Source organism: Methylobacterium sp. J-001 (genome assembly GCF_022829565.1).
Lineage (GTDB): Bacteria > Pseudomonadota > Alphaproteobacteria > Rhizobiales > Beijerinckiaceae > Methylobacterium.
The window spans coordinates 1-18,391 of record NZ_JAKSYN010000218.1; the positions used below are offsets into that span (position 1 = coordinate 1).

Below are 18,391 nucleotides of genomic sequence, written 5' to 3' on the forward strand. Positions count from 1 at the left end.
CCGGCTACGATGCTCACACCTTGGCGGGGGGAGGTGGGCCAGGCCGGCCCGAACGCGCGGCTCCCTCCCCCCTCGGCGGGGGAGGGCGGGCCGGCGGGCAGGCCGGGTCGGGCCGGGACGAGGCCCGGCAGGAGGGGCGCCCGGGTTCAGGACATGGCGCGACCGGCAGGCCGAGCAAAGCCTCATCCTGCGCCGTCGCTCCCCTCTTCCGGGACTTCGTGCCGGCCCGACTCCCTTCGGGGGCCACCCTCCCCCGCAAAGGGGGGAGGGAGAATGCACGGGTCCGCCGCTGCCACCAAGACACGATCGGCAGGCCCCTCTCGCGGACCTGTCGCGCGAATCCACTGAGAGGCGCGTAGCACAGACCTGAACATCCGCCCGCCTCGCAGAAGGCACGCCCGCGCGGTTCGGGCGTTACGACCATGGACAGGAGCCAGAGACCAGCATGAACGCACCGACCACCGCCGCCGCCACCGCCGCTGCGACGACCGGAGCCGTCCTGCCCGCATCCCTGGCGCCCCGCGCCGCGGGGCCGCGGATCTACAACCTGTTCCCGCTCCTGGTCGGGCGCGTCTCCGACTGGGCGGCCGAGCTGCCCCGGATCGCCAGCCTTGGCTTCGACTGGATCTACCTGAACCCGTTCCACCAGACCGGCGGCTCGAAGAGCCTCTACGCGGTGGCCGATCCCGAGCGGCTCGACGAGCGGTTCCGGGACCAGGACGGCACCCCGGACGACGAGCAGATCCGCCGCTTCTGCGCCGCCGCCGAGGCCGCCGGCCTGTCGGTGATGACCGACCTCGTGATCAACCACACCGCCGACAACGCCCGGCTGGTCGTGGAGCGGCCCGACCTGTTCATGAAGGAACCCGACGGCTCGATCATGCATCCGGGCGCGGTCGATCCGGACGATCCCTCGATCCGCACGGTCTGGGGCGATCTGGTCGAGCTCGACTATCACACGCCCGTCGCCCGGGACGAGCTGACCCGGATCTGGGGCGCCTACGTGGCCCGGCTCCAGGCGCTCGGCGTCGCGGGCTTCCGGTGCGATGCCGCCTACAAGGTCCCGCCCGAGACCTGGCGCGTCCTGATCGGGGAGGCCAAGGGCCGCGATTCCGCCTGCCTGTTCGCCGCCGAGACCCTCGGCTGCACCTTCGAGGAAGCGAAGGCCACGGCCGGCGCCGGCTTTGACTACCTGTTCAACTCCTTCGCCTGGTGGGACCTCAAGAAGCCCTGGGCGCTGGAGCAGTACGAGCGTCTGCGGGTGCTGGCGCCCTCGATCGCCTTCCCGGAAAACCACGACATGCAGCGCCTGGCCGCCGAGATCGGCGGCGGTCCCGAGGCGGTGGCGCGGCACCTGCGCACCCGCTACGCGCTCGCCGCCTTCTTCTCGGCCGGCGTGCTGATGCCGATCGGCTACGAATGGGGCTACCGCCGGGCGCTGCACGTGGTCGAGACCACCCCGCGCGACCGCGAGCATGACACCGGCATCGACATCTCCGCCTCGATCCGGGCGATCAACGCCCTGCGGGCCGAGCTGCCCGCGGCCAATGTCGAGGGCGCGCAGCTGCGCATCTCGGCCCCCGACAGCGACCTCGTGGCACTCGCCCGCTTCGACACCGGCCATCCGGCCTCGGCGAAGGCTGCCCTGATCGTGCTCTACAATCCCACGGACAAGCCGGTGCCGGTGGAGGCGGGCACGCTCATCGCCCGGACCGGCGGGATGCTCGGCGCCTTCGTCGACCGGACCCCCGAGGCCGAGCCGATCGCCTTCCATCCCGGCAGCGCCATCGACCTGCTGCCGGGCGAGCTGCGCATCCTGAGTGCCAGCGCCGCCCAAATCGCCCAGCTGCCCGAGCGCGGCACGCCGGACGGGGAGGGCCGTGTGGTGATCGAGGCCGTGAGCCCGGAGATCGACGGCGGCCGCTCGGCGGTGAAGCGCATCGTCGGCGAATCCCTGCGGGTCGAGGCCGACATCTTCTCCGACGGCCACGAGATCCTCGACGCCGCGATCCTGTCGCGGGTCGCCGGCACCGAGGCGTGGCGCGAGGACCCGATGGTCTTCGTCGACAACGACCGCTGGGCCGGGCAATTCCCCCTGGAGCGCAACGCCCGCTACGAATTCACCCTGATCGCCTGGCGCGACCCGTTCTCCTCCTGGGTGCGCGACACCCTGAAGAAGCGCGCCGCCGGCGTCGACATCCGGCTTGAGACGATCGAGGGCGTCACCCTGGTGGAGAGCGCCGCCTCGCTGGCCCGCGGCCGCGGTGCCGGGCGCAACGCGGAGCGTCTGGCCGCCCTGGTGGCGGCACTGGCCGCCGAGGAGACCGGTTCGGCCGCCCAGCTCGACCGGATCCTCCAGCCCGAGGCGGCGAGCCTCGTGCGCCGGAACGTCGAGCGGGTGAATCTGAGCCGTTATCCCGTGACCCTGCCGGTGATCGCCGACCGCCTCGCAGCCCGGTTCTCCGCCTGGTACGAGATCTTTCCACGCTCGCAATCGATGGATACCCATCGTCATGGTACCTTCGACGACGTGATCAAGCGGCTCCCGGAGATCCGCGAGCTCGGCTTCGACGTGCTCTACTTCACGCCGATCCACCCGGTGGGCCGGACCAACCGCAAGGGCAAGAACAACACCCTCAAGGCCCTGCCCGGGGATGTCGGCTCGGTCTACGCGGTCGGCGCTGAGGAGGGCGGTCACGAGGCCGTGCATCCCGACCTCGGGACGCTCGCGGATTTCGAGCGGCTGGTGGCGGAAAGCCACGCCTACGGCATGGAGATCGCCCTCGATTTCGCGATCCAGTGCTCGCCGGACCATCCCTGGATCAAGGACCATCCCGAATGGTTCGAATGGCGCCCCGACGGCACGCTGCGCTTCGCCGAGAATCCGCCCAAGAAGTACGAGGACATCTCGAACGTCCATTTCTACGGGGGCGCCCTGCCCTCGCTCTGGATCGAGCTGCGCGACATCCTGCTCGGCTGGTGCGCGCGCGGCGTGCGGATCTTCCGGGTCGACAACCCGCACACCAAGCCGATCCCGTTCTGGGAATGGGTGATCGCCGAGGTCAACGGCCGCTATCCCGACGCGCTGTTCCTGGCCGAGGCCTTCACCCGGCCGAAGATGATGAAGAAGCTCGCCAAGGCCGGCTACCAGCAGAGCTACACCTACTTCACCTGGCGCAACACCAAGCAGGAGCTGACCGAATACGCCCTGGAGCTCGCCGGCGAGATGGGCGAGTACTACCGCCCCAACTTCTTCGCCAACACGCCCGACATCAATCCCTACTTCCTCCAAACCAGCGGCCGGGCCGGCTTCGTGATCCGGGCGACGCTGGCCGCGACCCTGTCGTCGGTCTACGGCATCTACAACGGCTTCGAGCTGTGCGAGGCGGCGCCCTACCCGGGCAAGGAAGAGTATCTGAACTCCGAAAAATACGAGCTGAAGGCCTGGGACTACGACCGGCCCGGCAATATCCGCGAGCACATCGTCACGCTGAACAAGATCCGCCGCGAGAACCCCGCCCTCTGGGATTTCCGCAACGTGGCCTTCACCGGCGCCTCCAACGACCAGATCATCGCCTACGCCAAGGCGACGCCGGAGCGTGACAATTGCGTGTTCACCATGGTCAACCTCGATCCCAAGAATCGCCAGGAATGCACCTACGAGGTGCCGCTCTGGCTGTTCGGCCTGCCGGATGACGGCGCCGTGGAGGTTGAGGACCTGCTCCAGGGCTACACGTTCGAGCTGCGGGGCAAGACCCACCGGATCGCCCTCGATCCGGCCGAGCGATCCTGCATCATCTGGCGTCTTCGGGCGCCGCGGCGGGTTGCGGGCTGAGCCCGCCCATGGCACCTGACCATGACTCCTGATCCCGACGACGGGCCCGCCCGTCGCCGACACTTGCGCCGCGCGGCCGATCGCCCGCGCCCCGGCCGGTTCCCGCCGCCGGTCCCAGTCCCTTCGACCGACGAGGCAGCGACGCGATGATCGATCGCAGCGACCCGCAATGGTACCGTGACGCCATCATCTACCAGATCCACGTCAAGTCGTTCTTCGACTCGAACGACGACGGGATCGGCGATTTCGAGGGGCTGACCCGGCGGCTCGACTATGTCCGCGACCTCGGGGTCACGGCGATCTGGCTGATGCCGTTCTACCCCTCGCCGCTGCGCGACGACGGCTACGACATCGCCGATTACGAGGGCATCAACCCATCCTACGGGACCATGGAGGACTTCAGGGCCTTCGTGGCGGCGGCGCACGAGCGCGGCCTGCGGGTGATCACCGAGCTCGTGATCAACCACACCAGCGATCAGCATCCCTGGTTCCAGGCGGCCCGCGAGGCGCCCCCCGGCTCGCCCGAGCGCGACTTCTACGTCTGGTCGGACACCGACGAGCCGTACAAGGACACGCGGATCATCTTCCTCGACACCGAGGCCTCGAACTGGACCTGGGACCCGGTCGCCAAGCAGTATTTCTGGCACCGGTTCTACAGCCACCAGCCGGACCTGAACTTCGACAACCCGAAGGTGCTGGAAGCGGTCATCGCGACGATGCGCTACTGGCTCGACATGGGCGTCGACGGCCTGCGGCTCGACGCGATCCCCTACCTGATCGAGCGCGACGGCACGAACTGCGAGAACCTGTCCGAGACCCACGACGTCATCAAGGCGATCCGGGCGGCGCTGGATGCCAGCTATCCGGACCGGATGCTGCTGGCCGAGGCCAACCAGTGGCCCGAGGAGACCGCCCAGTATTTCGGCGACGGCGACGAATGCCACATGGCGTTCCACTTCCCGCTGATGCCGCGGATGTACATGGCGATCGCCCGGGAGGACCGGCACCCGATCACCGACATCATGCGCCAGACCCCGGAGATCCCGGAGGGCTGCCAATGGGCGATCTTCCTGCGCAACCACGACGAGCTGACCCTCGAGATGGTCACGGCGGAAGAGCGTGACTACCTCTGGTCGTTCTACGCCGCCGAGCGCCGCGCCCGGATCAATCTCGGCATCCGCCGCCGCCTCGCGCCGCTCTTGGAGAACGACCGGCGCAAGATCGAGCTGATGAAGTCCCTCGTCCTGTCGATGCCCGGCACGCCTGTGCTCTATTACGGCGACGAGATCGGCATGGGCGACAACATCTATCTCGGTGACCGCGACGGCGTGCGCACGCCGATGCAATGGACCCCGGACCGCAACGGCGGCTTCTCCCGGGCGAACCCGCAGCGGCTGTTCCTGCCGGCGATCCAGGACCCGATCTACGGCTTCGACGCGATCAACGTCGAGGCGCAGACCCAGTCGCAGACCAGCCTACTGAACTGGACCCGGCGGATGATCGCGATCCGCAACAACAGCGTCGCCTTGGGCCGCGGCACGATCCAGTTCCTGTATCCCTCGAACCGCAAGGTGCTGGCCTGGATCCGCGAGCACGAGGACGAGCGGGTCCTGTGCGTCGCCAACCTGTCGCGGGCGCCGCAAGCGGTGCAGCTCGACCTGTCGGAATTGCGCACTGCGGTGCCGATCGAGCTCACCGGCGGCACCGAGTTCCCGCCGATCGGCGACCTGCCCTACCTGCTGACCCTGCCGTCCTACGGCTTCTACTGGTTCTCGCTCAGCGCCGCCCGCTCGGGCGCGATCGGCCCGCAGCAGGAGCCCCCGGAGCTGTTCACCCTGGTGCTCACCGGCGGCATCGAGAGCCTGATGTCGGGCCGCGAGCGCGTCGCCTTCGAGCGCACCGTGGTGCCGCCGTTCCTGTCGAGCCGGCGCTGGTTCGGCGCCAAGGGCTCGCGGATCCGGGGCGTGAAGGTCGTCGATTTCGCCGCCCTGAAGGACGGGGACGGCAGCGCCCGCTTCCTGCTGCCGCGGCTGCAGGTGCAGCTCGCCAACGGCGAGAGCCACGAATACTTCATGCCCGTGGGGGTCGAGGAGGGCCGTGAGGACGAGACGCTGCTGCCCTTCGCGGTCGCCCGGGTCCGCCGCGGGCCGCGCACCGGCCTGCTCTACGGCGCGGCCGGCTCCAACGCCTTCGCCGCCTGCCTGATCGAGGACATGCGCCGGGGCACCGAGATCCCCACGGAGAGCGGGCGGCTGGTGTTTGCCACCACCTCGGCCTTCGATCCGGACGTCACGGTGGACGTGGCCGACATCCGCCGGCTCTCGGCGGAGCAGAGCAACACCTCGATCGCCATCGGCTCGAAGATGATGCTCAAGCTCCTGCGCCGCCTGCAGCCGGGGACGCATCCAGAGATCGAGGTCGGGCGCTTCCTCACCGAGCAGGCGGGTTTCTCCAACACGCCTGCGCTGCTCGGCACCCTCGAGCACGTCGCCGAGGATGGCACCCGGACGGCGCTGGCGGTCCTCCAGAAATTCGTCATGAACCAGGGCGACGCCTGGACGCTGATGCTGGAGGGCCTGCGCCGGGACTTCGAGACCGTGGTGCTCACCCCCGAGAGCGAGGCCGCCAGCCCCGAGGAGGCGTTCCAGGCCCACGGCCCCTGGGCGGACCTGCTCGGCCGGCGCACCGCCGAGATGCACGCCGCCTTCGCCATGGAGACGGACGACCCGGCCTTCGCGGCCGAGCCCTTCGCCGAGGACGACCTGGCGGTGCTCGCCCGGGATGCGCGCCACCAGGCCGAGCGGGCCTTCCGGGCGCTCAAGGGCCTCGTGGATCGCGGCCTCGATGCCGGCAAGCCCGCCTGTGCGGCGCTTATCCAGCGGCGGGCCGAGATCGAGGCGCTGATCGAAGAGCTCACCGCCGAGCCGGCGGTGGGCGCCCACAAGATCCGGATCCACGGCGACTATCACCTGGGTCAGGTGCTGGTCTCCGAGAGCGACCTGATCATCGTCGACTTCGAGGGCGAGCCCTCGCGCCCGGCCGACGAGCGGCGGGCGAAGTCGATGCCCTTGCGGGACGTCGCCGGCCTGATGCGCTCCTTCGCGTACGGGGCCGAGACCGTGATCCGCGAGATCACCGTCCGGTTCGGCGATTCCGAGGAGCGGGCGCGGGACGCCGCGAGCGCCTGGCGCGGCATGATCGAGGCGGCGTTCCTGGCCGGCTACGAGACGGCCGTGGCGGGGACGCGGGCGGCCGTGACCGACCCGGCCACCCGGGCGCGGCTGCTGCGCCTCTGCCTGCTGACCAAGGCGCTCTACGAAGTCGATTACGAGGCCAACAACCGGCCGGACTGGATCGAAATCCCCGCCCGGGGGGTTCTCACCATTCTGGACACGGACGGCCACGAGCCCGGAGAAACTGAATGACGGCGATCGACGAGACCTTCGCACCGCGGATCGACCCGGAAGCGGCGAGCGCGCGGAATGCGGATGTCCCGCATTCCGGGGCCGCCTCGGTGGCGCCGAGCGTCCATCCGGATGCGATCGCCGCGCTCATGTCCGCCAACCATGGCGACCCGTTCTCGGTGCTCGGCCCCCATCGGGTCGGCCCGGACCTCTGGGAGGTGCGCGCCGTGCTGCCCGAGGCGCGGGCCGCCGCCCTGGTGATGAGCGAGCGCACCGTGCCGTTCGAGAAGCGGCACCCGGAGGGCTTCTACGTCGCCCGGGTCGAGGGCGAGGGCCGGCCGCTCTACGAGATCGAGGTCGAGTTCTGGGACGGAACGAAGAAGCGGCGCTTCGATCCCTACGGCTTCGGCTCCTCGATCGAGCAATACGACGTCGCGACCCTACGCGAGGTCGGCACCAACCTGGTCTACCGGATGCTCGGTGCCCAGTCGGGCCAGCTCGACGGCATCGACGGCTTCCGCTTCGCCGTCTGGGCGCCCAATGCCCGCAAGGTCAGCGTCGTCGGCGATTTCAACGACTGGGACGGGCGGCGCCACCCGATGCGCCTGTGGCAGGATGGCGGGATCTGGGAATTGTTCGTGCCCGGCCTCAAGGCCGGCGCCTGCTACAAGTTCGAGATCCGCGGCCCCGACGGCGCCCTGATCCCGTTCAAGGCCGACCCGGTCGCCTTCGCGGCGCAGCACCCGCCGGAGACCGCCTCGATCACCCATGGGACCGGTGAGTTCGCCTGGCGCGATTCCGGCTGGATGAAGACCCGCGGCGCCAAGGACCCGCGCCACGCCGCGATCTCGATCTACGAGGTCCATCTCGGCTCCTGGGCGCGGGTGCCGGAGGAGGGCAACCGCTACCTCACCTACAAGGAGCTGGGCGAGCGGCTGATCCCCTACGTCAAGGATATGGGCTTCACCCATATCGAGATGCTACCGATCACCGAGTTCCCGTTCGACGGGTCCTGGGGCTACCAGCCGGTCTCGCTGTTCGCCCCGACCAGCCGCTTCGGCACGCCCGAGGATTTCGCCGCCTTCGTCGACACCGCCCACGAGGCCGGCATCGGCGTGATGCTCGACTGGGTGCCCGGCCATTTCCCGCTCGACGCACACGGGCTCGGCCTGTTCGACGGCACGCATCTCTACGAGCACGCCGACCCGCGCCAGGGCTTCCACCAGGATTGGGGCACCTACATCTACAATTTCGGCCGGACCGAGGTCGCGACCTTCCTAGCTGCCAATGCCCGGTTCTGGCTGGAGCATTACCACCTCGACGGCCTGCGCGTGGATGCCGTCGCGTCGATGCTCTACCTCGACTATTCGCGCCGGCAGGGCGAGTGGATCCCGAACCGCTACGGCGGCAACGAGAACCTCGACGCCATCGACTTCCTGCGCAAGACCAACGAGGCGACCTACAGCCACGCCCCGGGCACGATCACGGTGGCGGAGGAATCGACCTCCTGGCCGGGGGTCTCGCACCCGACCTACACGGGCGGCCTCGGCTTCGGCTTCAAGTGGAACATGGGCTGGATGCACGACACGCTGAAATACGTGTCGGAGGATCCGATCCATCGCCGCTACCACCACCACAACCTGACCTTCGGGCTGCTCTACGCGTTCTCGGAGAATTTCATCCTGCCGCTCTCCCACGACGAGGTCGTGCACGGGAAGGGCTCGCTGCTCGGCAAGATGCCGGGCGACCGCTGGCAGAAATTCGCGAACCTGCGGGCCTATTTCGGCTTCATGTGGGGGCATCCCGGCAAGAAGCTGCTGTTCATGGGCGGCGAGTTCGGCCAGGAGCGGGAGTGGAACCACGACAACAGCCTGGACTGGCACCTGCTCGACGACCCCCTGCACAAGGGCGTCAAGGACGTGGTCCGGGATCTCAACCGGCTCTACGTCTCGACGCCGGCCCTCCACGCCCGCGACGTCGAGCAGACCGGGTTCCAGTGGCTGGTGGCCGACGACCAGGACAACAGCGTCATCGCCTGGGCCCGCAAGGGCGCCAATCCCGGCGAGGTCGCGATCGTGGTGTCGAACTTCACCCCGCTTCCCCGGGAGGGCTACCGGGTCGGCGTGCCGGAGGCGGGCTTCTACCGCGAGGCGTTCAACTCGGACGCTTCCGTCTACGGCGGCTCGAACCTCGGCAACAACGGCGGCCGCCACACCGACGACGCGGCGGGCCACGGCCAGGCCCAGTCCCTGTCGCTGACCCTGCCGCCCTTGGCGACGATGATCTTCGTGCTGGAGCGCTGAGGGCTCTCGTCCCTGATGGTCACGGATCCGAAAGGTCCGTGACCTTTCGCGGGTCCAGGGTGGCGCCCTGGTGTCGGGCTTCGCCCGATCCGATCTTTCGGGGCTCCGCCCCGACCCCCTGCCAAAGGGCTGAGCCCTTTGGAAACCCGACGCTACGCGGCGCGCCAGCGCAGCGCCGGGCTGTTGCCCATGGCGCGGGCGTAGAGGCCGGCATAGCTGTCGGCGGCTTGGTCCCAGCCGAACCGGGCGGCCATGGCGCGGCGGCGCATGGCGTTGAGGCGCTTCTTCTGGCCGAACGCCTCGAAGGCCCGGCGGACCGCCGAGCCGAAGGCCGAGGCTGACGCCTCCGGGAAGGTGAAGCCCGTCACCCCGTCCTCGACCGTGTCGGCCAGGCCCCCGGTGCGGTGCACGATCGGCAGGGAGCCGAAGCGCTGGGCGTACATCTGGGCGAGCCCACAGGGCTCGAACCGCGAGGGCATCAGCAGGAAGTCGCTGCCGGCGAACATCCGCCTGGCCTGGGCCTCCTCGAAGCCGACATGGACGCCGACCGCGTCGGGATGGCGCTTGGACAGGCCGCGCAGGGCCTGCTCGAACCGGCCCTCGCCCTGGCCGATCACCACGAGCTGGCCGCCCTCGGCCACGATCGCCTCCGCCGCCTGCAGGCTCAGGTCGATGCCCTTCTGGTGCACCAGGCGCGAGACGATGGCGAAGAGCGGGCCGCGGGAGACGGCGAGCCCGAATTGCTGGCGCACCGCCTCGGCATTGGCGCGCTTGCCCTTCCAGTCGTCGACCTCGAACCGGGTGGCGAGATGCTGGTCGGTGCTCGGGTCCCAGCTCTCGTCGATGCCGTTGAGGATGCCGGCGAGCCGGCCCTGGCCGGCGCGGGTGCGCAGCAGCCCGTCGAGCCCGCAGCCCATCTCGGGGGTCTGGATCTCCCTTGCGTAGGTCTCGCTCACCGTGGTGACTTGCGAGGCGTAGAAGATGCCGGCCTTCAGGAACGAGAGCTGGCCGTAGAATTCCGCGCCGTCGACCTGGAAGGCCGCGTCCGGCACGCCGAGGCGGCCCAGGCTGTCGCGCGGGAACAGGCCCTGATAGGCGAGGTTGTGGATCGTCAGCACGCTCGGGATGCGCCGGCCGCGCCAGGCCAGGTAGGCCGGGGCCAGCGCCGCCTGCCAGTCGTTGAGATGCAGCAGGTCCGCCGCCCAATCGGAATCGGCGCCGGCGGCGATCTCCGCGGCGGCCAGGCTCAGCCGCGCGAAGCGCAGGTCGTTGTCACCGAAATCCCCGTGGGCGTCGCCGTAGGGCGTGCCGTCGCGCTCGTAGAGCTCGGGCGCCAGCAGGACGTAGATGCGCAGGCCGTCGGCGGCCTCGACCAGGCCGAGGTCGCAAGGCGGAACGCCCGCGAAGCCTTCGAGCCGGGCGACCACCGGGATCTCGGGGAACGCGGCGCGGACCTGCCGGTAGCCGGGGATCAGGACGCGGATATCGTAATGCGGAACCAGGGCCCGGGGCAGGGCAGCCGAGACCTCGCCGAGGCCGCCGGTCTTCACGAAGTCGGCCATCTCCGGGGTGGCGTAGAGGATGCGGCGGCGCAGCGAGGCCGGCCAGGCCGGATTCGTGGCTTGCGCTGCGGCACCGCCGCTCTCGCCGAAGGCATCATCGGCGAGGGGGCCACCGCGAAGCGCGTCCTGCATCGGCATCGATCCTGGCCGGGCGGGATGCCCCGGTCGGGCAGAGGATCGGGCAGACACGGCTGTCACGGCCTCAACCATGTCCAATGCTCCTCCGTCACGACGGTTCCGTTGCGACGCACAATTTAGGCCAGCGGCAGCCTTAAGCTTCGGTTACAGATTCGGCTACGGCCGAATAACTGCGCTGCACTGCGACAAGAGATGGCAGGCCGGGTTCAGGCGCGGCGGAGAATCACCCCCTCGTCGGGGCCGAGGGCGAGCGTCGTGCGGGCCTGCGCGCCCGCCCGCCCGGCCAGCGTCGAGAGCAGGATCGTCCAGTCGCCCTCGGGCAGCGGCAGGCTCTGCGGATCGCTGCCGAAGTTCAGGACCACCCGCAGGCTCTCCCCGTCGGCGAACCGCTCGTAGGCGAACACCTCTTCGGCCTCGACGGGCACCCCCCGGTAGCCGCCCGCGCAGAGCGCCGCGTGGTCGCGCCGCAGCGCCAGGAGCCGCCGGTGCAGGGTCAGCATCGAGGCGGGGTCCGAGCGCTGGCCCTCGACGTTGCGGACCGGCCAATCTTCCGACAGCGGCAGCCACGGCTCCGCGGTGGAAAAGCCGGCGTTCGGGGCCTCGTCCCACTGCATCGGCGTGCGCTCCGGGTCGCGGCCGTGCCCGGGCTCGTTGCGCTCCCAGGGGTCCTGGGCACGCTCTGGGAGGATCCGGATGGGACCGAGGCCGATCTCGTCGCCGTAATAGAGGGTCGGGGTGCCGCGTAAGGTGAGCAGCAGCATCGCGGCGATGCGCGCCTGCGCTTCGCCCACCCGGGCGGCGATCCGCGGCTGGTCGTGGTTGCCCAGCACCCAGTTCGGCCAGCCGCCCTCGGGCAAAGCCGCCTCGTAATTCGCCACCAGGTCGGCGACCGCGTCGGCCCGCCACGGGGTCTGGATCAGCTGGAAATTGAAGGGCAGGTCGGCGCCGGTGAGGTCGGGGCCGTAATAGGCCACCAGCCGCTCGATCGGCAGGTAGATCTCCCCGATCAGCACCCGCTCGCCGTATTGGCGCAGCACCGCCCGCATCCCGGCGATCACGTCGAACACCTCCGGGCGGTCGGCGGAATAGACCTGGGTGAAGCGGTTGATCTCCGGCGTGCCCGGCGCGTAGGCGGGATTGGCCGGGTTGTCGCGGAATCCCGCATCCTTCATCAGGTGCCAGATCACGTCGACCCGGAACCCGTCGACCCCGCGCTCCAGCCAGAAGCGCAGGGCGTCGTGCATGGCCTCCCGCACGGCGGGGTTGCGCCAGTTCAGGTCCGGCTGCGCGGCCAGGAAGGCGTGGTAGTAATATTGGCCGGTGGCCTCATCGAGGGTCCAGGCCGGGCCGCCGAAATTCGACACCCAGTTGTTCGGCGGACCGCCCCCCGGGGCCGGGTCGCGCCAGATGTACCAGTCCCGCTTCGGGCTCGACCGCGACGACCGGCTCTCCGCGAACCACGGATGCGCGATCGAGGAATGGTTGGGCACGAAGTCGAGGATCACCTTCAGCTTGCGCCGGTGCGCCTCCGCGACCAGCGCATCGAAATCGGCCAGCGTGCCGAACAGCGGATCGATGCCGCAATAATCGGCCACGTCGTAGCCGAAATCCGCCATGGGCGAGGGGTAGACCGGCGAGATCCACACGGCGTCGACCCCGAGCCAGGCGAGATAGTCCAGCCGTGCGGTGATACCCGGCAGGTCACCGACCCCGTCGCCGTTCGTATCCTGGAACGAGCGGGGATAGACCTGGTAGACGGTCCCGCGCTTCCACCAGACGGTCTCGGTCATGCTGCGCCTCGCGAATCCCCGACGCACGGTTAACCGCTGAGCCGCGCGCTGGCGACGGCTCAGATGCGCGCGTCGCGGGCTGGCGGCGCAGATCGTTGTGTCTAGAATGTCACGTAGTCGCGCCATATCTCTGGCCGCATCGTCGCACGCCCCGGTCGGGGCGGCGCTGCCACGACTTCGCCCGGAAGCCGGTCGCACACTCGCGGCTTCGGGGCACGGATCGTCCGGCCGTTCATTCGCTGGCAATCCGTCAAAAGAGATAATCCGCCCCCGATAGCCCTGGCGCTAGAATCCGGGGCGCCGACTTTTGGGGGACCCGCACGTGCTGAACGACGTTCTCACTCCGCCCGCCCAGCGGGACGCCTTGCGCGACGACAACGCGTCCGAGATCCCGGCGGCCGCCGCCTGGACCGCCCCGCTCCTGTCGCAGACCGGCGATGCCGTGGTCGACCTGCGGGAATCGATTCGCGCCAAGCTCACCTTCGCCCTCGGCCGGACCCCCGAGAACGCCCGCCCGCGCGACTGGTTCGCGGCGACCGCGATGGCCCTGCGCGAGCGGATCGTGGCGGCCTGCATGGCCTCCGAGCACGCCGTGCCGAACAAGCGGGTCTACTACCTCTCGCTCGAATTCCTCATCGGCCGGCTGATGTCGGATGCGATGAACAATCTCGGCCTCACCGAGACGACCCGGGCGGCGCTGCGCGAGCTTGGGGTCGATCTCGACGCCGTGCAGGATGCCGAGCCGGACGCGGCGCTCGGCAATGGCGGCCTCGGGCGGCTGGCCGCCTGCTTCATGGACAGCATGGCCAGCATCGGCATCCCGGCGGTCGGCTACGGCATCCGGTACGATCACGGCCTGTTCCGCCAATCCTTCGAGGATGGCTGGCAGCGCGAGGCGCCGGAGACCTGGCTGGCCGAGGGCAATCCCTGGGAGTTCGTCCGGCCCGACGCCGCCTACACGATCGGTTTCGGCGGCACCGTCACGCTGTCCTCGCCCAATGAGGGCGTGATCCGCCGCCACTGGCAGCCGGCCGAGACCGTGCGGGCGGTGGCCCACGACATCCCGGTGGTCGGCTGGCGCGGACGCCACGTCAACCGGTTGCGCCTGTGGAAGGCGGAAGCCGGCGAGCCCGTCGACCTCGCCCGCTTCAACGGCGGCGACCATGTCGGCGCGGTCGCGGCACGCATGCGCGCCGAGGCGATTTCCCGGGTGCTCTATCCGAGCGATTCGTCGGCCGACGGCCAGGAACTGCGCCTGCGCCAGGAATACTTCTTCACCTCGGCCTCGCTCCAGGACCTCATCGCCCGCCACGTCATGGAGCGCGGCGACGTGCGCTCCCTGCCGGACCACGCCGCGATCCAGCTCAACGACACCCACCCGGCCATCGCGGTGCCGGAGCTGATGCGCATCCTCATGGAGGACCACGACCTCTCCTGGGAGGATGCGTGGCACGTCACCACCAACACGCTGAACTACACCAACCACACCCTGCTGCCCGAGGCGCTGGAAACCTGGCCGGTGGAGCTGATGGAGCGGCTGTTGCCGCGCCACATGCAGATCATCTACCTGATCAACTGGATGCACTTGGAAGAGCAGGCCAAGCACGGCCGCCGGGACGCCGCCCACCAGGACGCCGCCTACCTGGCCTCGATCTCGCTGATCGACGAGGCCCATGGCCGCCGGGTGCGCATGGGCCACCTCGCCTTCCACGGCGCCCGCCGGGTCAACGGCGTCTCGGCGCTGCACACCGACCTGATGCGCTCCACGGTGTTCGCGCACCTGCACGCGCTCGATCCCGATAAGATCGTCAACAAGACCAACGGCATCACCTTCCGGCGCTGGCTCCACAACGCCAATCCGGGCCTCACCCGGCTCGCCGTGGAGACGGTGGGCGCGGGCGTGCTCGACGATCCCGCGCTGCTCCGGGGCCTGGAGGCCCATGCGGAGGATCCGGCCTTCGTGGCGCGCTACGCGTCCGTGCGCCGGCAGCGCAAGGAGGCGCTCGCCAAGGTCGTGGCCGAGCGCACCGGCATCGATATCGATCCGGACGCGCTGTTCGACGTCCAGGTCAAGCGCATCCACGAGTACAAGCGCCAGCTCCTCAACGTCGTCGAGACGGTGGCGCTCTACCAGGCCATCAAGGCCGAGCCGCACCGGGACTGGACGCCCCGGGTCAAGATCTTCGCCGGCAAGGCGGCGCCGAGCTACGTCCGGGCCAAGCTGATCATCAAGCTTGCCTGCGATGTGGCCAAGGCGGTGAACGACGATCCCGATGTCGCCGGCCGGCTGAAGGTGGTGTTCCTGCCGAACTACTCAGTGAGCCTCGCCGAGACGATCATCCCGGCTGCCGACCTGTCGGAGCAGATCTCCACCGCCGGCATGGAGGCCTCGGGCACCGGCAACATGAAGTTCGCCCTCAACGGCGCGCTCACGGTCGGCACGCTGGACGGCGCCAATATCGAGATCCGCGACCATGTCGGGGCGGACAACATCTTCATCTTCGGCCTCGACGCGGCCGGGGTGCAGGCCCGCGAGGCCGAGCCGGGCTACGCGGCGAAAGCCATCCAGGCCTCGCCGCGGCTGGCGGCGGCGCTGGACATGATCGCCTCCGGGCGGTTCTCGCCGGAGGAGCCGGGCCGGTTCCGTCCGCTCACCGACGACCTGCGCCAGCGCGACCAATACCTGCTCACCGCCGATTTCGACGATTACTGGCGAGTGCAGCGCGCCATCGACGCCGCCTGGCGCGACCCCCGCGGCTGGTGGGCCAAGGCGATCCGCAACACCGCCCGGATGGCGTGGTTCTCCTCCGACCGGTCGATGCGCGAATACGCGGACGAGATCTGGCGCGTCCGCCTGAGCTGAAGAAGTCCCAGTTTCGAAAGGTCCGAGACCTTTCGCGGGTCCAGGGCGGAGCCCTGGTGTCGGGCTCCGCCGGAAGGCGGGGCCAAGTCCTGGATGCTTTGCCCCGACACCCCGCCGAAGGGCCTCAGGCCCAGCCCTTTCAAGGTGTTTGGCACAGCGATTCAGTGGGACGCAACGCTCTCTCCTCCCCCTTGCGGGGAGGAGTTGGAGGTCGGGGTGGTGCAGAAGGCACCGTCACGCGCGATCCTGCACCACCCCTGGTCCCTCCCCGCAAGGGGGAGGGGAAAGCGCTCGTTTTTCAAAGCGTTGGCGTCTAACGGGGGCGTGTGATTCCGCTGGCTGACACGTCCCGATCGCGAGCCAATCCAAGCACCTCGAAACGGCTGGGCCTCAGGCTCTTCGGAACCCCCTGAGCCGGCGCCAGAGCCGGTGGCGGAGCAGGGCCGCGCGCTCGGCAAGGCCGAGCCTGCGCCGGAAGAAGATGTGCGAGACCCGCCCGAGCCGTGGCCCCCGGTCCGGCTCGCCCTTGCGCAGGGCGACGTCCGGCAGCGCCGCCGTTTGCGTGATCGTCAGGGACCGTGCGGCCGGGAACACGGCGCTGCGGTAGACCGAGCGCGTGTAGTACGAGAATGCGTCGAAGGCGGTGATCGCGCGGGCCCGCCCGGTGGCCGGATCCCGGATCGTCAGCGTGCCGGCCCGGGGGCCGTAGGTCACGAGCAGGCCGATCACGTGGCGCGGCCGCCCCAGCGGGATCTCGACGCTCGCGCCCTCGGGAATCTCCAGGAAGTGCAGCGGGAGGCCGTTGCGGTGTAGCGCGAACCCGCATTCCAGGCTGGGGAGGGTGCGCAGCGGCAGGATTTCGAACCGGACCGGCAACCCCCGGAACCGATCGATATAGGCGCGACCCGGGGGCGGCGCCCGCATCAGCGCGTAGACCAGGGTGCCGTAGAGCTCGGCCCCGGCCGGGGCGACATGGGTCCCGTCCTTCAGCAGGTAGGTGATATCGCCCGCCCCAGCGGCCGCCACCGGGGCGGCGAGGTCGAGATACGGGATGCCGTAGAGGGCGCGGTACTCGCCAAGCAGGCCGGCGACGGGCTCGGCCGCGTAATCGACCCCGCCCTGGTGGAGATTGAGGAAGGCCACCGGCAGGTTCCGGCGCGCGGTCGCCGCCAGGATGTCGTCCAGGTAGTCCCGCATCGTCGCGCCGTCGAAGTAGCGGACGTTGCCGGTGAACAGCTCCAGCAGGACGTGGTCGCAGGGACAAGCGTCGAGGATGGCGTCGATCAGGCCGGCGATCGAGGGCAGGGAGTGGCCGCCCCAGCCGCTGCGCAGGAAGGTGACCGGCCGCCCCTCGGCCGCGGCCAGGGCGTTGGCCCGCTCGACATAGCCCGGCAGCTCCGTGACGCTGTAGCCGAGGCAGAGCACGCGGAGCATGGACGCGGACGAACTCACGGGAAGACACGGGTTCCCAAAGGGCCCCCGGCCCTTTGGCGGGGTATCGGGGCGGAGCCCTGATTGATCGGGCGCGGTCCGCGGATGGCCGTCGTATTCAGTCGAGCATGATCGGGTAGCAGCGCGCGCCCACCGAGGCGGCGAGCACCTGCACGGCGCCGACGGTGGCGATGTCGCCGGCGACATGGACGACGTCGGTGGCGCGCAGGCTCGGCAGATGGGCGGTAAGCAGCCCGGAACGCACGTCCGGCGGGCGCTGGCGGCCTCGGTCGGCGCAGAGCACGATCCGGCCGACGCCGGTGCAGCGCAGCCAGTCGAGGCTCTCGCGCATGTAGAGGTCGAGGGCGTCGCGGGCGCCGACCGCGAGCGCCATCTCGCGGGCGGGCTCGATGTAGCGGGCCGCCCGGGCGATCGACCAGATCGGGCCGAAGCCGGCGCCGGCCGCCACCAGCACGAGGCGCCCGCCGCCGGGCCGGTACTGGCCGCGGCCGACGGGCCCCTTCAGGCGCACGGGCTGGTCGAGCCGGATCGCGTCGACCGGGTCGCCCTCGGGATCCCGGGGGATATGGAACACCGCCTCGTTGATCTCGGCCGAGCCGTCGACCCGCAGGGTCGGGGACAGGGTCAGGGCGGGCAGGCCCGCGAAGGTGACGAACGCCTGATGGCCGGGTTCGAGGTTCGGGCGCCGGGTCAGGGTCGCCACCACCTCGACGATACCGGGGCAGAGCCGGCGGATCTCCGAGACGGTGCCCTTGCGGATGGCGACGGCCGGGGGCGGAGCCTCCTCCTGGCCCTGGATCGGGGCGCCGGGCAGGCTCGGCCGAAGGGCCTCGGCCCGGGCCCGGCGGGCCGGGGGCCGGCGGCTGGAGGGCGCGGCGCTGCCCTGGCCGGCGAGCTGGTTGGCGAGCTGCGCCTGGACGGGCGCGATCATGCCTTCGGCGAGCGCCGCTTCGAGTGGCGTGTCGCCGGTCGAGACGCGCACCGACCGGCCGTTGACGACGAGCGAGCAGCGCGCGCCCATGGCCGTACCCCGCTTGGTCTGGA

General features: G+C 70.0%; 8 protein-coding genes. 4 read left to right on the plus strand and 4 right to left on the minus strand.

The window, feature by feature from the left end; all coding sequences use genetic code 11:
* Positions 1-445: 445 nt before the first annotated feature.
* The 3 genes from MKK65_RS28810 to glgB all read left to right on the plus strand — a co-directional run bounded on the left by MKK65_RS28810 (position 446) and on the right by glgB (position 9,542).
* Positions 446-3,835 (plus strand): maltotransferase domain-containing protein, encoded by a 3,390-nt coding sequence (locus MKK65_RS28810; protein ID WP_243961606.1) that lies wholly within the window; start codon positions 446-448, stop codon positions 3,833-3,835.
* A gap of 146 nt (positions 3,836-3,981) precedes the next feature.
* Positions 3,982-7,260 carry a maltose alpha-D-glucosyltransferase gene (gene treS / locus MKK65_RS28815; protein WP_243961608.1) on the plus strand — a complete coding sequence of 1,093 codons (3,279 nt, stop codon included), beginning with the start codon at positions 3,982-3,984 and terminating at the stop codon, positions 7,258-7,260.
* Positions 7,257-9,542, plus strand: a complete 2,286-nt coding sequence (gene glgB / locus MKK65_RS28820) for a 1,4-alpha-glucan branching protein GlgB (RefSeq protein ID WP_243961610.1) — start codon at positions 7,257-7,259, stop codon at positions 9,540-9,542. The genes treS and glgB overlap by 4 nt, the downstream gene beginning before the upstream one ends.
* A 152-nt stretch (positions 9,543-9,694) precedes the next feature.
* Here glgB and glgA read toward each other — a convergent pair whose 3' ends face one another.
* Both glgA and MKK65_RS28830 read right to left on the minus strand, forming a co-directional pair.
* The gene (glgA, locus tag MKK65_RS28825; protein ID WP_409565513.1) at positions 9,695-11,236 is read right to left on the minus strand and encodes a glycogen synthase GlgA; all 1,542 of its coding nucleotides are present in this window, start codon (positions 11,234-11,236) and stop codon (positions 9,695-9,697) included.
* Positions 11,237-11,448: 212 nt separating this feature from the next.
* The gene (locus MKK65_RS28830) at positions 11,449-13,032 is read right to left on the minus strand and encodes an alpha-amylase family glycosyl hydrolase (protein WP_243961612.1); all 1,584 of its coding nucleotides are present in this window, start codon (positions 13,030-13,032) and stop codon (positions 11,449-11,451) included.
* Between the two features lie 322 nt (positions 13,033-13,354).
* Here MKK65_RS28830 and MKK65_RS28835 point away from each other — a divergent pair, with 322 nt between their 5' ends.
* On the plus strand, positions 13,355-15,895 hold the full coding sequence (locus MKK65_RS28835; protein ID WP_409565514.1) for a glycogen/starch/alpha-glucan phosphorylase: 2,541 nt from the start codon (positions 13,355-13,357) through the stop codon (positions 15,893-15,895).
* A 390-nt stretch (positions 15,896-16,285) separates the two neighbouring features.
* On the opposite strand, the gene MKK65_RS28840 is transcribed toward MKK65_RS28835, so the two are convergent.
* Both MKK65_RS28840 and MKK65_RS28845 read right to left on the minus strand, forming a co-directional pair.
* Entirely contained in the window at positions 16,286-17,329 is a 1,044-nt protein-coding gene (locus tag MKK65_RS28840) for an SGNH/GDSL hydrolase family protein (RefSeq protein WP_243961613.1), read from the minus strand.
* Between the two features lie 115 nt (positions 17,330-17,444).
* Positions 17,445-18,368: a ferredoxin--NAD(+) reductase gene (locus tag MKK65_RS28845; protein WP_243961674.1), complete on the minus strand. Its 924-nt coding sequence runs from the start codon at positions 18,366-18,368 to the stop codon at positions 17,445-17,447.
* Positions 18,369-18,391: the final 23 nt, after the last annotated feature.

Coding starts and splice junctions, on each gene's coding strand:
- MKK65_RS28810 (WP_243961606.1), top strand. CDS start 446: ATGAACGCACCGACCACCGCCGCCGCCACCGCCGCTGCGACGACCGGA.
- treS (WP_243961608.1), top strand. CDS start 3,982: ATGATCGATCGCAGCGACCCGCAATGGTACCGTGACGCCATCATCTAC.
- glgB (WP_243961610.1), top strand. CDS start 7,257: ATGACGGCGATCGACGAGACCTTCGCACCGCGGATCGACCCGGAAGCG.
- glgA (WP_409565513.1), bottom strand. CDS start 11,236: ATGCAGGACGCGCTTCGCGGTGGCCCCCTCGCCGATGATGCCTTCGGC.
- MKK65_RS28830 (WP_243961612.1), bottom strand. CDS start 13,032: ATGACCGAGACCGTCTGGTGGAAGCGCGGGACCGTCTACCAGGTCTAT.
- MKK65_RS28840 (WP_243961613.1), bottom strand. CDS start 17,329: ATGCTCCGCGTGCTCTGCCTCGGCTACAGCGTCACGGAGCTGCCGGGC.
- MKK65_RS28845 (WP_243961674.1), bottom strand. CDS start 18,368: ATGGGCGCGCGCTGCTCGCTCGTCGTCAACGGCCGGTCGGTGCGCGTC.